The sequence below is a fragment of the Brevibacillus sp. SKDU10 genome (assembly GCF_001645205.1).
GTDB lineage: Bacteria > Bacillota > Bacilli > Brevibacillales > Brevibacillaceae > Brevibacillus_B > Brevibacillus_B halotolerans.
Map to the genome: position 1 here is coordinate 1 of NZ_LSSO01000201.1, position 16909 is coordinate 16909.

At 39.5% G+C, this 16909-nt stretch carries 9 protein-coding genes; 7 read left to right on the top strand and 2 right to left on the bottom strand.

What is annotated here, in order from left to right; genetic code table 11:
- The first annotated feature begins 10 nt into the window (after positions 1-10).
- Complete coding sequence (locus tag AYJ08_RS25070) at positions 11-139, top strand: hypothetical protein (protein WP_483295095.1); 129 nt, start codon at positions 11-13, stop codon at positions 137-139.
- A gap of 225 nt (positions 140-364) precedes the next feature.
- Here the strand turns inward: AYJ08_RS25070 and AYJ08_RS20550 are convergent, their stop codons facing one another.
- Positions 365-997, bottom strand: coding sequence for a nitroreductase family protein (locus tag AYJ08_RS20550; protein WP_064019252.1), 633 nt, complete (start codon positions 995-997; stop codon positions 365-367).
- 436 nt (positions 998-1433) lie between these two features.
- On the opposite strand from AYJ08_RS20550, the gene AYJ08_RS20555 reads away from it, so the two are divergent.
- Complete coding sequence (locus AYJ08_RS20555) at positions 1434-2858, top strand: D-glucuronyl C5-epimerase family protein (protein WP_231929219.1); 1425 nt, start codon at positions 1434-1436, stop codon at positions 2856-2858.
- A gap of 261 nt (positions 2859-3119) precedes the next feature.
- Here the strand turns inward: AYJ08_RS20555 and AYJ08_RS20560 are convergent, their stop codons facing one another.
- Positions 3120-3368: an aspartyl-phosphate phosphatase Spo0E family protein gene (locus AYJ08_RS20560; RefSeq protein ID WP_064019254.1), complete on the bottom strand. Its 249-nt coding sequence runs from the start codon at positions 3366-3368 to the stop codon at positions 3120-3122.
- Between the two features lie 879 nt (positions 3369-4247).
- Here AYJ08_RS20560 and AYJ08_RS20565 point away from each other — a divergent pair.
- From AYJ08_RS20565 to AYJ08_RS20585, 5 genes are all read left to right on the top strand, one after another.
- A complete protein-coding gene (locus AYJ08_RS20565) occupies positions 4248-5714 on the top strand; it encodes a class I adenylate-forming enzyme family protein (RefSeq protein ID WP_064019259.1) in 1467 nt (488 codons plus the stop codon).
- 26 nt (positions 5715-5740) lie between these two features.
- A complete protein-coding gene (locus tag AYJ08_RS20570; protein ID WP_064019255.1) occupies positions 5741-6016 on the top strand; it encodes an acyl carrier protein in 276 nt (91 codons plus the stop codon).
- Positions 6017-6031: 15 nt separating this feature from the next.
- The gene (gene asnB / locus AYJ08_RS20575; RefSeq protein ID WP_064019256.1) at positions 6032-7906 is read left to right on the top strand and encodes an asparagine synthase (glutamine-hydrolyzing); all 1875 of its coding nucleotides are present in this window, start codon (positions 6032-6034) and stop codon (positions 7904-7906) included.
- A 73-nt stretch (positions 7907-7979) separates the two neighbouring features.
- On the top strand, positions 7980-11270 hold the full coding sequence (gene fabD / locus AYJ08_RS20580; protein ID WP_064019257.1) for an ACP S-malonyltransferase: 3291 nt from the start codon (positions 7980-7982) through the stop codon (positions 11268-11270).
- A gap of 39 nt (positions 11271-11309) precedes the next feature.
- Positions 11310-16909, top strand: a 5600-nt coding sequence (locus tag AYJ08_RS20585) for an AprA-related methyltransferase (protein ID WP_064019258.1), incomplete at its 3' end; no start/stop codon positions are given.

The window sequence follows — 16909 nt, forward strand, 5'->3', positions numbered from 1 at the left end:
CAACAATGCTATCACGGTAAATGATGTTCGTTTCACTGATTTAGAAACCAAGCTGGCCGATATAGAGCTTCTAGGCGGTCAGTATCTGGTAATTCGCCGCGGGAAGAAAAACTACTACCTTGTTGAGTACAAAGGATAAGAATTGTTTTTAAAATATCCTTACTGGGAATAAAAAAGGGCTGTTGTTATAATGACGACAGCCCTTTTCTTTACATAAAGGAAGAGTTTGGATTAGATCAATCTTCTTATGTCAAATAGCGTTTACCTAGTAAAATGCAAGTAAAGCTCGTGCTAGTTTTTACACAATAAAAAAAGCTTGGTTAGAGGAGTTGCTCTCACCAAGCCTTTGTTTTATTTCTATAGCTTAAAAGCTCTCATTGATGACGATTTCACTAAGAGGCAAGCGACCAGTAGCATGTGCAGGAGTACTTGCTTTTCCCAATGTTAGCATCATGACCGGGTAATAACGATCCGGAATATTGCATTCCTTCACAATGCCATCACGATCAATTCCACCCATTGGGCAAGTATCATAGCCTTTTGCTTTTGCTGCAAGCATTAATTGCATGGAAGCAAGAGAGGCATTCAAAATAGCTTCCTTCATGCCAATTTCAGAGTTGCTGGCATAAGCACCTTCGACTTGATTTACCATGATATCAAACACTTGCTGGTTAATTAGACCATCTTCTAAAGCTTTTCCGTAGATATCGCGTACAGCTAGATTTGCTTTAACATCACCTAGAACGATAATTACCGCAGATGCATCTACGACTTGCTGCTGATTGTAAGCAAGTGGGAGCAGCTTCTCTTTTTTCTCCTGATTTGTAACTACTAGGAAACGCCAATGTTGCAGGTTCCAAGAGGAAGGAGCAGATGCAGCTAGTTCCAGAATTTCATCAAGCTCGGAACGAGGAATTTCTACTCCAGTCTCGTATTTGCGTACACTATGACGTGCTTTCATTACCTCAACAAGTGTTTCGAATGTAGCAGTATTCATAGGGAAATCTCTCCAATCATTAAATGAAGTAGGATAACTGTAACATAAATCGAAGTTACTTACAATAATATAGTGTGCTGTGAATGATTTATTTCTGTTTATTGAAGCTACTGGTTATATTCTAACCAAAGTGTGTATAAAGTAAATGGTGCGATTATTACTGAGTCAATAAGGGACATTCTGTTTTTACGAGAATATTTAGGAAAAAAGTCTCGTTTATCATATAGATAGATAAAAAATCAGTAAGAAAAAAGTTATATTTTTGAAAAGTAGAATAACAAAGTCTGATTTGTAGCGTCTAGTAAATAGAAGAACAAAACATATCACTAATAAATGAGGGATTGCTTGGGTTTAAGCAGGATGGATAACGCTTAATTTTACTCAAAAGAAACAGACACATGGTTCTAATTCAAGGGGAGATTGAGGTGAACGTTTGTTGACAAAGAAAAAATGGATACAGGCGCTTTCGGGTATGCTACTACTTACATGTCTTACTCCTTACCCTAATGTAAAAGGGATAGACACACACCAAGGCTTACAAGAAACCTACTCAGAACAGCGTACAACTCAGTATAATTTACAGAAAAAACAAATAATGTTGTCCAATCAGGATCGTTATTGGATCGAACGGATACAATCTAGACCAGGCGTAAAGCATATCAAGCAAAAAATTTCCCTGTTTATTCCCGGAACTCGAGGGGAATTCCGCTATCTCACAAGCAATGGGGCCATAACGAAATGGACGAAAGCATCTTTACAGGGAAACTTGCCTGTACATACCGGGTATATCAAGACAGATCAGTATTCGATCATTTTAAGCAAACCACATATTTATATACCACGGACACATAATTCAATTGAGATTGTACCTAAAAATATTAATCAAATTAAAATGATTGCGAAAAAGACATATGGTGGTTTTAACGTGAGTATTGAAATGCCTGTGGAATCTCATATGTTTGGAGAAGTGTGGGCATTAGAATCGTTTCAACCATTGATTGACTGGGATGCACTAAATATGGAGCTCATCTGGAAAAGTATTGATTTTGAAGATCGGTTACGCTGGAGCTGGGATGGTTTTTACGATCGGACACCCACTACATATGTTCCAACAGGTCCCAATTATTTCTGGCGCAATCCCGATAACTATTTTGCTACTTCTTTTGTGATTACACGAGGAAGTAGGGCAGCGCATGATCTTGGCTGGATCATGCTACACACCATTTTGCCAAACCAAAATGCACAAGGATTTTGGCCATCAGCTCCTAAATCAACATGGTTATGGAATGATTACCAAGTAGATGCTGGGTTTTATGATACACGATTTAATACGGATATTGCCTATTTGTTATTGAAAGCGTATCAATCTTATCATGATGAACGATTTTTACAAGCAAGTATGCGGTATGCTGAGTTTTTCTTACAGCATAGCCAGCAAAATCATTTTTTAATTGAAAGAAATGGTCAAGTAGGGATATTGGTAAGTGATTATTCCCATGAAAAGCCACATAAATTAACTCATAGCTCCTTGAACCATCAATTACAGGAGATGAATTATCTGTATGAGTTATATATGCAAACAAAAGACGAGCGATTCAAAGAGCTTGCAGATAAAATGCTGTGGGGAATTAAATTAACGCGGGATGCTTGGGTGATGCCAAATTCTAACTTACATTATGCATATATGCCTGATGGTACGATGGGACTTAAAGATTATCCATTCCTGACGTATAATGATCTGCATGTCGTTCAAAGTGTTCTAATGCTTATACAAGGCTGGGAAGATCCCGACTTAGCTTATTTGATGCAAATGAAAAAGCAATGGATGGATGCAAATAACGTAACAGGTTATAGAAAATAGGAAAGCATCTGCCAGTAGCATAAGCATTAAGAAGCGTGCTGTGAGAACGAGAACTAAAACTAAAAAAGGTGCGAGGCAAGGGCGTAGGCTCTTGCTTTTTTTTTGCATTTTTTTGATCCAACAAATAAAAGACGAAATGCTTATTTGGAGATAAACGCCAAATGGGGAGCACTTCGTCAGGGTTTTGTCTGTTTGTTCATGTTTTTCCTCCATTTATCATGGGCAGCGAGATTGAGTTTCGAATGAATTGAGTTTTGGCTGTTAGGCGTATTGCCAAAGGAGGCTGGGTGAGAAAAAGGAGGTTGAGTGAATTTTTCTTTTTTGCATCTGCAAGATGTAGGTATCCAAAGTTTGACTCAGATGAATAACCGAGTGATCTAAAAAACTACCCTTTTCTGATACTAATTGAACCAACTCATTTTTTAATTGATTAATTACTTTTTGTAGCTCGATTTCATCCTCTAAGGGCTCAGGGACATTTGTCCGTATTTTTAGCTGTTTTGGTTCCATCGAATTTTTCTCCTCTCATCTTTTTCTTACCTTTACTATATCTAGCGTATCAAAGGAAAAGGACTTATTCGGTAATTAGAAACGTTTTACAGCCTTCGACAGCCATCGTCCGGTTTCTTTCAGACATAATTCTACAGATGTTCACTAGTAATATTGTTATTTTTTATAACATTCAACAAGGATAAAAAAGTTAAAAAATAAAAACATGATACGATGTCGCCTGCAACCTGAAAACATTCGATTTCATTCGATGATTACACCGTTACATAAGCATATTGCTGATGGATATTCGAGGTTTCTAATGTGATCTGCGTTAATTTTTATTATGATTCTAAAAAAGTAACTAAACAAACAGAGCCTTCTTTTTACAATGTGATCAGCAAATAAAACCGCCAAAATAAGAAAATGTCGAGTGGATTGGTAATTCTGCTTTTTTCTACTTCGTTTTCAACATAGAAAGTGGAATGTCGGAATGATACTCTGTTATCCTGTCAAAGTTTTTCGAATTACTTCGATTGGATGGATTTTAGGAGAGGTTTCAGCAGTGGCTAGCTAGTGGGGAAGTCACATGAGAGACGGTTCTGAGTGAGGGTCCATATACGATGGTGTAGTGATAAACAATCAGAAGAATAAAGATAGATTTGTTACTTACACATAGTGGAATATTAGGGTTCTGTGATATGATTTTATTTATATTTACTAACGTGACATTTTATGGTAACGTTAGTTTGCAACTAGCAAATAAAGTAAAAATTAACATTTTATCAACGGAATAAAACAGGTATGAACAAGGCTGAAATGAAAACATTGAGACTGAGGGCTGTTAACACTCAGTTGCATTAGATGAATAGGTATTTAGAAGCGAAAGCTGGTGATTTCATGATTTATCAACATTTGAAGCAACGAAACGAGCATAACCCTCAGGCAATAGCCATTATCAAAGAGACAGAAGAGATACCTAATCAGGCTGTGGTAAGTGAAGTAGATCATCTGATTCAAATTTTTCAAAAATTTGGCTTGAATAAAGAGACGCCTCTAGCCATTGTTCTCCAAAAAAGTGAGGTTATCTGGGCAGCGATAATAGCCGCTAGTCATCTGAAAATTCCGGTCATGTTAGTTGATCCTCATTTAAAAGAAGAGGAAATGCAGAAGATCATGACAATGTATAAAACAGATTATGTATTGCGGGAAATAAATAGTAAGGCTATCGATTCGCTTGGATACAAGGAATGGTACGAGCTTTCCTGTTTTGAGCATGTTTTTTCAATGGGAAATATAGGCGAGCATGCAGCGTGTTGGAACGAATACCTAAAGCCAGAGGTAAATCAGAGCCATCTGGTGTTTCTAACGTCGGGATCAACCAAGATACCGTCAGCAGTGGTTAAAAAAATGGAAAGCTTCATGCTTGATGGAAAACGAATAGGTGAGGCTCTTGGAATTGTCCCTCAAGATCGTATCTTATGTGCAGCACCCACCTATCATATTTATGGCACAATTTGTGGATGCTTTGTTCCTTTCTTATGTGGAGCATCTGTATCTTTTACTGGCGCGTATGTTTTACCATCTAGCTTGGAGAAGAAAATATACAAGCAGGCTTGTAATATACTAATGGCTTTACCTGCCCATTATAAAATGCTGGTAGAACATGTTCATAAGCCACTAGATCAGGTTAGGATTGCTTTATCAGCAACTTCTCCATTGCAAGATGACCTGCTGTTGACCTGTAAGGAAAAATTGAACCTATCAATCCAAAACATATATGGGTCTTCAGAAGCAGGGGTTGTTTCCATTCAACGCAATCGCCAATCTATCGGTGAAGCTACTAACGTAGGCGTTCCTGTTGATGGCGTACATGTAATGCTTGATAAGACGAGCCCATTTGAATTTGATGGAAAGATGGTTTATGAACTACTCATCAAAAGCGATTCGCTTGCTAAGGGATACTTACGTAAGGAAGAGGTAGATGATAGTGGTTATGTAGTAGAGGATGGATGGTGGAGAACTGGAGATTTGGCCTATTTAAGTAAAGAGAATGAGCTTCATCTGGTTGGTCGTCTAAATATTACGATAAATGTGAATGGTAAAAAAGTGAATCCGTATGAAATTGAGGAGGTACTAAGTCAGCATCCAGCAATAGAAGATTCAGTAGTGGTTGGCGAACATGACCCTATCCGTGGGGAAATGGCGGTAGCCTATGTAGTGGTTAAAAATTACATTACGGAAGCAGAGTTGCTAGAATATTGTCGTGCAAAACTATCTGATTTCAAAGTGCCAAGACGAATTGAATTTCGAGAAGATTTACCTAAAACGGCGGCAGGCAAGATACGTCGAAAAGAAGTGAGATAGCTTAAGAAAAAAAGGGGCGAACCAACGTGGGAACTACAAATTCAGCAGACTACGGTCTAGTCATTAAAAATGATCTGGCGGAGATTATAAAATCACATTATGGTCAGGAAATTGATCCCGCTAGTATTTCAAACGACCTAGATATTATCAAACAATATAATTTAGACTCCATTGTTATTATGGAATTGTTAGTAACGATCGAAAAGCGATTTGATTTTCAGATAGAAGACGATGAGCTTAGTTCAGAATTAGTACGGACAATTAATACGGCAGTGACTTATATTCAGTCGAAAAAAAGATAAAGAGGAGTCCTTGATATGTGCGGGATAACAGGCTGGATCGATTGGGAACATAACTTGTTGCATCAAAAACATATTTTACAGCGGATGTCGGATTCTATTCGTCATCGGGGACCGGATGCTGAAGGATGTTGGATCACGGAACACGCAGCATTAGCGCATCGGCGTTTAATAGTGATTGACCCTGAGGGCGGGGTTCAACCCTTTATCTATCACGAGTCTGAACCTTTATATGCTATGACTTATAATGGGGAGATTTATAATTATCTTGAACTACGTCGTGAATTAATTGAACGAGGACATCGATTTAAAACCAATTCTGACACGGAAGTATTGCTACACGCCTATATGGAATGGTCAGAAGATTGTGTCAAGTATTTGAATGGTATTTTTGCCTTTGCTATTTGGGATCAGGTGAAGCAGAGTTTATTTTTAGCACGAGATCATTTAGGCGTTAAGCCCTTATTTTATTATCAACATGGAAGCTCCATTTTATTTGGTTCTGAAATAAAGGCAATTCTTGCTCACCCAGAAGTGAAACGCGAAGTTGATGTTCAAGGATTAGCTGAGTTAATTGCTCTTGGTGGCATACGTACGCCTGGCAATGGGATTTTTTCAAATATTTTCGAAGTAAAGCCCGCTCATTCCATAACCTTTACAAAGGAAAGAACAAGAGAGACCCGATATTGGCAGCTCCAGAGTAAATTGCATACTGAAACGGCAGAAGAAACTGCTGATCATATCAGATATTTGCTAGAAGATACAGTTAAGCGCCAATTAATTGCTGATGTTCCAGTTGTATCCATGCTTTCAGGTGGGTTGGATTCAAGCGGCTTAGTTTCGATTGCGGGACGTCAATTTTTTGATAAAGGTCAGCAGCTATCTACATACTCTGTTGACTTTGTAGGAAGTGATCAGGATTTTGTAGCGGATAAAGCTCGTCCTAGTTTAGATGCACCGTATGCAAAAATGCTGTCTGAGTACGTGGGAACGAAGCACCATTTTATAACGCTTACCTCTGAAGAATTGCTCGAAAATTTACTTATTCCCATGCGTATGCGCGATTTACCCGGCTATGGCGATATGGAAACATCCTTACACTTATTATGTAAGGAGATGAAGAAGGATGCTACGGTAGCTATTTCAGGTGAGTCGGCAGACGAAATTTTTAGCGGGTATCCATGGTTCCACCAAGAAGAATATTTGGATTCTCGTATGTATCCATGGCTGTTAAACACATGGGATAAATTTGCTTCTTTATTACAGCAGGATGTGATAGAGGGCATTCAACCAAATCATTATGCAGCGATGAGATATGCTGAAGCGGCGAAGGAAGTACCACTGTTTGAAAATGAAACAATAACACAGATGCATCAACGCAGAATGTCATATTTATTCATCACTCGATTTTTAGTCGGTTTATTGGAGCGCAAGGATCGGGCAAGTATGTATGCGGGCTTTGAGGTACGTGTTCCCTTTTGCGATTACCGTTTAGTGGAGTATGCATTTAATATTCCATTTGAGCTGAAGACTGTGGGGAACATCGAGAAAGGTATACTTCGTCAAGCCTTCCTAGGTTCTATACCTGAAGAAGTACGACTTCGTAGAAAGAGTGCTTATCCATCTACCCAAGACCCAGTGTATTTCGCAGGTGTTCAGTCTATCTTTCAAGAGATGATGTCAAATCCGAATGCACCTCTTCATGATTTATTGGATAAGAAGAAAGTGATGCATGTAGTAGGTGGGAACTCCTCGCTACTGCAGGGAAAAATGCACTCTAGTCAAGGATTGTTACTCAAGCTAATGGAGTACTTTATTCAGGTAAATACGTGGCTAAGCGAATATAAAATTGTGCTGCAATCCGCTGGCCGTAATCTACACGGCTCAATGTAAACATTGAGATACCAGCACAATATTGAGTATGTAAGACTAATCTTTATTCTTTTCTACCTTGAGGTGTTTCCAGGTGAATCCATCGGTTGTATTTATGTATTCGGGTCAAGGCTCGCAGTATTATCAAATGGGAAAAGCCTTATTTGAGCACAATCGTATTTTTAGATCGTACATGAATGAATTAGATGCGAAAGTGCACGAGCTGATTGGCATATCGGTACAGAGTGAGTTGTATGGGACCACTAGGAACATGACAGAGCCTTTTACTCGTACGCTGCATACGCATGTTTGTATTTTTATGGTGGAATATGCCACTACGATGGTTTTGTTAGAAAATGGAATTGTCCCAGACGCTGTTATTGGTGTTAGTATGGGGGAATTTGCAGCATCGGTTGCAGCAGGTGTATGTAGTGTGGATACGGCACTCAAATGCGTTGTGAAGCAGGCACAATTACTAGAAAAACATTGTGATGAAGGGACTATGTTAGCTATTTTGGATCGTCCGTCCCTTTTTTTGTCTGATCCGGTGTTATATGAGAATAGCGAATTGGTTTCTATTCATAACGAGAATCATTTTATTGTATCAGGCAGAAAAGAACATATGGCAATGATTGAACAGTATGCGAAGAAAAATGGAATCATGTGTAGCAAATTACCAGTTACTCAAGGGTTTCATTCTTCTAGCATTGATCCTGCATCAGATGAATACGTTGCTTTTTTACAAAAGCAACTTTTTCTTGATCCTAAAATCCCTTATATATCGAGTGTGTCCGGCTGCTTGCTCAGAGAATGGAATACGGATTATTTTTGGCAGGTGATTCGTAAGCCCATTCAATTTACAGAAGGGATCACCTTCTTACAAAAGGACGATGATGATCGAATTTATATAGATGTAGGTCCTTCAGGAACGCTGTTTACTCTGTGTAAATCGATATCCAATCTAAAAAAGAATCAAATGATGCTACCCATTATTACTCCATATAAAACGGAGCTACAAAATTTGGATTATATCCTAACGAACTACGCTTGCAAAAGTAGGACTACAGTAAAAAAGGAGAATAAAAGTATGCTTGCTTTTGTATTCCCTGGACAAGGATCGCAAAAAAAAGGAATGGGGGGAGATTTATTTGATCAATATCCTGAAATCACGCGTCAGGCAGATTCGATTTTAGGATACTCCATTAAAGAATTGTGTCTAGAAGACCCATTAGGAAGATTGCAACAGACCGAGTACACACAGCCTGCGCTGTATACGGTAAACGCACTGATGTATTTGAATACCGTTAACGAAACGGGAAGAAAACCAGATATCCTAGCAGGGCACAGCTTAGGTGAATATAATGCGTTGTTTGCAGCAGGAGCTTTTGATTTTATAACTGGATTAAAACTGGTCAAAAAAAGAGGGGAAGTAATGAGCCAAGCCGTTGGAGGGGGTATGGCAGCGGTTATAGGAATAGATGAGAAGCAGATAAAGCATATCTTGCTTCAAAATCAATTAGATAGCATTGATATTGCGAATTTTAATTCCCCTCGCCAGTTTGTCATTTCCGGACTACAATCAGATATTGCTCGGGCCAAGCTGGTGTTTGAAACGGAAGGCATTACGTATATTCCGTTACGGGTAAGTGGAGCATTTCATTCGAGATATATGCGAGAGGCAAGAGAGCAGTTTAAGAATTATATTGATTCATTCTCGCTATCTGAATGGACCATCCCTGTATTGTCAAACGTCAACGCAAGATTCTATCAAAAAAACGATATGAAAATAAATTTGGTCAGACAAATAACTGAGTCAGTCCGCTGGTGTGAGACGGTGCAAGTGTTAATGGGATTTGAAGGAATTGAAATCAAAGAAATTGGACCAGGAAACGTGTTAACAGGACTGATGCGAAAAATAACTGCAGAAGCAACTCCAATCTATTTACCTATTGAAACAGAGCATCCGCCTACAAATGACACTATTCCTCAGCAATCCAATCGTGATAGCGATGAAAAGCACTCCATTCAACAACCAAACGCTAATGTGATTACAGCTATCGGATGCAAGCAATTTATGCAGGATTATCATTTGAAGTACCCCTATGTAGCTGGTGGTATGTATAAGGGAATCGCCTCTAAAGATGTAGTAGTGAAGCTGGGGAAGGCTGGGATGATGGGCTTTTTCGGTACTGGAGGCTTACAGCTGGCTCAAATCGAGGAATCGATTCAATACATTCAAAAGGAACTAACTAGCGGACAAGCGTATGGAATGAACCTTCTTCACACTCCGGATCAACAGGAAAGAGAAGATCAACTGGTTGATTTATATATTCGATATGGTATCAACGTCATAGAAGCATCTGCTTACATGAGCATTACTCCAGCATTACTAAAATATCGTGCACATGGAGTCAAACTGCTCCCGGATGGAGCTGTAGTGAGCACGAATCGAATCATAGGCAAGGTATCAAGAGCAGAAGTGGCTGAACTATTTTTACGTCCTGCCCCAGAGTACTTAGTTGAGAAAATGGTTAGGGAAAATCAAATTACCAGAGAACAAGCTCAATTGCTCAGTAAAATCCCTATGGCAGATGACTTGTGTATCGCAGCTGACTCAGGGGGGCCTACAGATGGAGCAGTAGGATATATTTTATTGCCAGCTATGATACAGCTACGTGATGAGATGATGAAAAAATATACGTACTCTAAGAAAATCCGAATCGGTGCAGCAGGAGGAATTGGTACTCCTGAGGCAGCTGCGGCAGCTTTTATTCTAGGTGCGGATTTTATCTTAACGGGTTCTATTAATCAATGTACCGTAGAAGCAGGTACAAGTGAGGCTGTTAAAGACTTGCTACAGCAGGTACAAATTCAAGATACTGCATATGCACCGGCAAAAGAACGGTTTGAAATAGGAGCTAAGGCTCAGGTTGTAAAAAAGGGAGTGTTTTTCCCTGCTAGAGCGAGCAGGCTGTTTGAATTATATTCTCGATATCAATCACTTGACGAGATGAGTGAAAAAGATAAAAAACTCATTCAGGTTAAATACCTGAAACGTAGTTTTGAGGAGGTTTATGAGGAATGCAAGCAGAACGCCTCCCCAGTTGAAATAGATAAGGCAGAAAAAAATCAGAAGTATAAAATGGCTATGATTTTTAAGTGGTACCTAGCTCATTCTATTCAAGTAGCAATAGATGGTATTTTGGAACAACAAGCAGATTACCAGATTTATTGTGGGCCAGCGTTAGGGGCGTTTAATGACTGGGTAAGGGGAACAAGCTTGGAGAGCTGGAAAAATCGTCATGTAGATGAGATCGGTGTAAAAATAATGGAAGAAACTGTTGAAGTTTTGAATGGAAAATTTCAAAATTTTGTGATGTGCTAGTCTGATTGGAAAATTCATTACTGAAACGAGGTATATTTCATGTTATCCACCTTACATCATTATTCTCATGGGTATTTGGCAATTCCAGTGCTTTTATCGTGCAAAAAAAGAGGTTTATTTGATCTTTTGCAAAAAAGTCAGACTACTCCGTTTAGTCAGCTTGTAGATGAGCTACATGCTAATAGTGGTCATTTACGCAGTGCTCTTCAATTATTAGAATCTCTACAAATCCTGTGTCGAGATAGTAAGGATACGTATGCTTTACTGTCCGGATGGAATGTGGTAGAAACAATTCCGGAAGATGTCATGGAGCTATTCGATTTTCCGATGAAGGAATACTTCAAAAAATCCCAGAGAAAGCATCGTTTGCAAAAATGGATTGAGCTGTCCGGTAAACAATGGAATGTCGACAATGTGATGTATTCACATTTTTTAGATGGGATCGTAATGATTCCTTTGTTATTCTCGTTAAATGAACAAGGATTCATTTTGCGGGATTCTCCTCAGCAAAATGAATTATTGCTCCAAAACCTATTTGGTATCGCGAAGCAAGAAATTACACAGTTATTTCAGCAAAAGAATTGGCTGGATCAAACAAGAAAGAACGGGGTTTTAACGGAAACCGGCAAGTATATGCTAGACGCGATTTTGAATACAGCATCCATTCATTCCTATCGTTCCATCATAAAAAATATGGATCAGCTACTATTTGGTGATTGCCAAGCTATTGTTGCTAGCACGAATCAAGCGTATGAGACATATATGGAACGTATGCTAGAGATGCTAGCGTGTGGCTTTCAGCAAGAGGAGTATTTTCGTGATTTAGAACAGATAATCATTTCTATTTTTAATAGAGAACCAGTAGAGGAGCAGCCGAAATATATTGCTAATATGGGATGTGGCAATGGGGTGCTTCTAAAAAAAATATACGAGACGATCAAAATGAAGTCACGAAGAGGCAAGAGGTTCGATGAATATCCCTTGACGTTGATTGGAATTGACAACAAGAAAGAATCTCTAGCAAAAACCGCTATCACTCTAAAGGATATCAACCATGTTTTGCTCAAAGGGACGCTTGATAATCTAACTGAGCTTATGACTGATTTAGGAAAAGAAGGAATTCGTGACACAGAACATATCTTACATGTTCAGTCATTTTTTAATCACGATCGACCTTTCATCGCATCAGCAGAAACAGATGAAGCAAGTGATCAGGCTCCAAGCTTCACCAAGTCAATTTTTGTAGATCAAAATGGACGTGAATGCTCTTCTGCATCAGGAATGAAAAAACTGCACGAACACCTGCAACTTTGGTCACATCTAGTAAATAAGCATGGCTTGATCCTTTTAGAAGCGCATTGTTTGGAACCGAAAATAATTAGTCCATATATGGATAAAGGTGAAGGCTTACATTTTGATGCGATTCATAGATTCTCGCAAAAGCTGTTAGTAGAAGCGGATACTTATATGTTGACTGCCGCAGAGGTAGGATTGTTTCCTCATAAACAATATTTTCATAAATATCCAAAAACCTTGCCTTTTTCACACATTACGTTACATTCGCTTGAGCAGAGAGAATATAGGATTAGGATGGCACATGAGGATGACATTTCGGTATTAAGGCAGCTTGAGCTGCAATGCTGGGGGGAGGAACTAGCTGCTCCTACTGAAAGGATTTTACACAGAATAAGGAAATATCCAGAAGGGCAGTTAGTTCTTGAAGTAGATAATCGAGTAGTAGGTGTTATTTATTCACAAAAAATTAGAGATATGAACGATATAAAGGCATTTCAAAGCAATGCTGTTGAACAGCTTCACCATCCTGAAGGGACAATTATCCAATTGTTAGCTATCAATATCCTGCCAGAGATGCAGGATCGCAAGCTGGGAGATCAGCTTTTAGAATTTATGCTTCAACGCTGCAGTTTGATAAGCGGAGTCAGGAGTGTCATTGGGATAACAAGATGCAAGGATTATCAGCGATATTCTACGATCGCTATGGACAAATATATCACTCTTCGTAATAAAAATAATAAATTAGTCGATAAAACATTGCGATTTCACGAAATGCATGGAGCAAAGATTAAAGAATTAATTCCGAACTATCGTCCATTAGATGATGCCAATCTTGGCTATGGTGTACTTGTTGAATACGACATGTTAAATCGGGGAAATGATGAGTCTCCTGCTATAGAAAGAAATCAAGAAGGTCATGAGAAGAATAGCCATTCTTTTCAAAGGGGGAGCACGGATCGTTCTGAGACTATTACAGCTTTTGTATTAGATTGTATAAGTTCTCTTTTAAATGAAGAGAGAAAGGATGTTCTAGCTTATGTAGATCGTCCTCTTATGGAGCTTGGCTTGGATTCAGGAGATTTGCTGGAATTAAACGATCAGCTAGGTACGAGGTTTCTAATAGAACTCGAAACAACATTCTTTTTTACATACAATACCGCTAGAAAAATCATTTCGTATCTCATAGAAAATGCAGATGAAATAGCGCAAGCGTCTGCATCGGGAGAATCTGTTTCAAAAAACGAGGCAGTTTCAAGAAGTCATTCTGATGTAGAAAAGGATGACATTGCAATCATAGGCGCGGCCTGTCGTCTTCCTGGAGGAGTGAGCAATCTCGAGGAATTATGGGAATTATTAGTTAACAATCGTGATGCTATTAGACAGATGCCTGAGCATAGATGGGCTTGGCCTGATACAATTCATCCTGCTACGGAGCATAAGGGAATAGATCAAGGTGGATTTTTGGATCATATTGCTGAATTTGATCCGCTGTTTTTTAGAATTTCCCCTTCAGAGGCGGAGATTTTGGACCCTCAGCAACGTTTACTTATGGAATTAAGCTGGGAGTGTATAGAAGGGGCTAATTATTCTGCAAGCTCGATTTCAGGTAGTAATACAGGTGTATTTATAGGGGCAAGCGGCTCCGATTATAGCAAGCTTTTAGATCGCTGCAGTGATGAGGTTCAAGCTAAGTATGGAATAGCTACATCCATGGCGATTCTATCTAATCGAATCTCTTATTTTTATAATTTTCATGGTCCTAGTGTTCAAATCGATACAGCTTGCTCCAGTTCTTTGGTTGCCGTTCATCAAGCCGTTACATCTCTACAAATCGGAGAGTGCGAGCAGGCTTTAGTAGGCGGGGTCCATCTTATGTGTCATCCTGCTAACAGCATTGCTTATTATAAAGCTGGAATGCTGTCCACAGATGGAAAATGTAAAACGTTTGATAAAGCTGCAAATGGCTATGTTCGTGGGGAAGGTGGAGTTGTACTACTGTTAAAGCCTGTGAAACAGGCAGAGCGCGATGGTGACTCTATCCTTGGTGTCATAAAAGGAACAGCTATTAATCATGGAGGACAGGCAAACGGAATAACTGTGCCCAATCCAGCAAAGCAAGCTGCCTTAATCAAGAAGGCCTTCCGCTCGGCAAATATTGCCCCAGAGTCTGTAGGCTATATTGAAGCACATGGGACAGGCACTTCATTAGGTGATCCGATTGAATTTGCAGCCTTGAAGGACGCATTTTTAGAGCTTTCACAGCAAAGTGACAACAGAAATGAACCATATTGTGGGTTAGGCTCTATTAAAACAAATATCGGACACCTGGAAGCTGCCGCCGGGTTGGCAGGCTTAGTTAAGGTTTTAGTCAGTTTACGCCATCGTATGATACCGGCAACGTTGCATTTTCAGGAATTAAACCCACACATTCCTATTGAAAATTCACCATTTTATATTGTAACGAGTAATCAAGAGTGGATGCCACCGCATAGAGAAGGCTTGCGTAGAGCGGGAATTAGCAGTTTTGGCTCGGGTGGTTCAAATGCTCATATTGTGATTGAGGAATATCGGTCTAACCATCGTGTAGATACGAAAAGGGCTACCAGTAATAGCAATCCTGTCATGATTGTGCTGTCGGCTAGGAATGAAAATCGTTTACAAGAACAAGTGAAGCAATTATTACAAGCAATTAAAAAGCAAAACCTGACTGATGTTCAACTCAAAGATATGGCCTATACCCTTCATGTTGCAAGAGAGGCAATGGAAGAGAGATTTGCTGCCGTCGTATGCGATATTGATGAATTAGAAAAATCATTAATCGATTACCTTGATAGGAAAGGAACACTGAAAAGCAATTATCAGGGGAATGTGAATGAGAATAATTCGATTTCTAGTTTATCGATTGGAAATGAAGAAAAGCATGAGATGGTTAATCACTTTATTATTAACAATGATTTACATCAATTGGCCTATTTATGGGTGTCGGGACTAGACATTGATTGGAAGGTGCTGTACAAATCCGAGGCAGATTATCGAAAAATGTCACTTCCAACATATCCGTTTGCAAGAGAGCGTTATTGGATATCAGAAATAAGTTCCCGTTACGACATTAGCCAGACAGAAAAAATATCTGCGGACACACGCAATATGCTTCATCCGCTGTTGCAGCAAAATACATCTAATTTATCAACGATTCGCTTTTGCTCCACGTTTACAGGCAAGGAATTTTTTCTAAAAGATCATGTAGTGAATGGCAGCAAGGTATTACCTGGTGTTGCTCATCTGGAAATGGCGCGCAAGGCTATGGAGCAAGCTTTGGAAACTAAGCATGATCAGGTGATTGAACTTCATAACGTGATTTGGAAAAAGCCCATCCTCCTAGAGGAACAATCGAAGCAAGTGCAGATTCGCGTTTTTTCAGGAGTACAAGGTGAGATAAATTATGAGATTTACAGCGAGGAAATACCAGAAAGCGGCAAACCTGTTGTGTTTAGTTCAGGCTATGCAGTATGCAGGGACCAAAAGGAAGCATTAGTCTTGGATATCTCCGGCATACACTCTGCATGTAAGCAGCATGTGCTGACAGGTAGAGAATGTTATCAAGCCTTTCAGCAGGTAGGGATTACTTACGGCAAAAGCCATCAAGGAATACAGCGTGTGCATATAGCAGAGGATCAGGTATTGGCCGAGCTAGTCTTGCCTGCTTGCATAGAACATACCCAAGAACAATATGTCCTGCATCCTAGTCTAATGGATGCGGCTTTACAGGCATCCCTTGTATTTCAGATGCAATTACAGAATAGCTATAACACGTCCGTACAGCCATCGTTACCTTTTGCTTTGGAAATGATCGAAATAGTTCGCCCGTGCACATCAAAAATGTGGGCTCATGTACGACATAGTGAAGATTATATCAGCGGAAATGAGACACATAAGTATGATATCGACCTTTGTGACGACAGAGGAAACGTTTGTGTCCGAATGTTTGGATTTTCGTCAAGAATATTAGAGGGAGATATTGCAACCGGTGGCTCTATTGATTCTACACAGAGAGAAACGATAATGACACTGCCATTTGAACCCGTGATGACATCCCCGATTTGGGAAGCAATCCGTCATGAAAAAGGACAAAAGCTTCCTGCTCTCAATGACAACCTAGTCATAGTCGGAGGCAATGAAAGCATGTGGAATGAAATCCGAAAGCAATACCCGCATGCGCATGTGCTATCCATTCATCATGATCATTCAGTTGAGGAAATGGTCCAGATATTCAGCCAGCTCGATCCCATCGATCATATGCTATGGATTGCACCAGAGGAGCAGTTGCCATCCCTAACAGACGA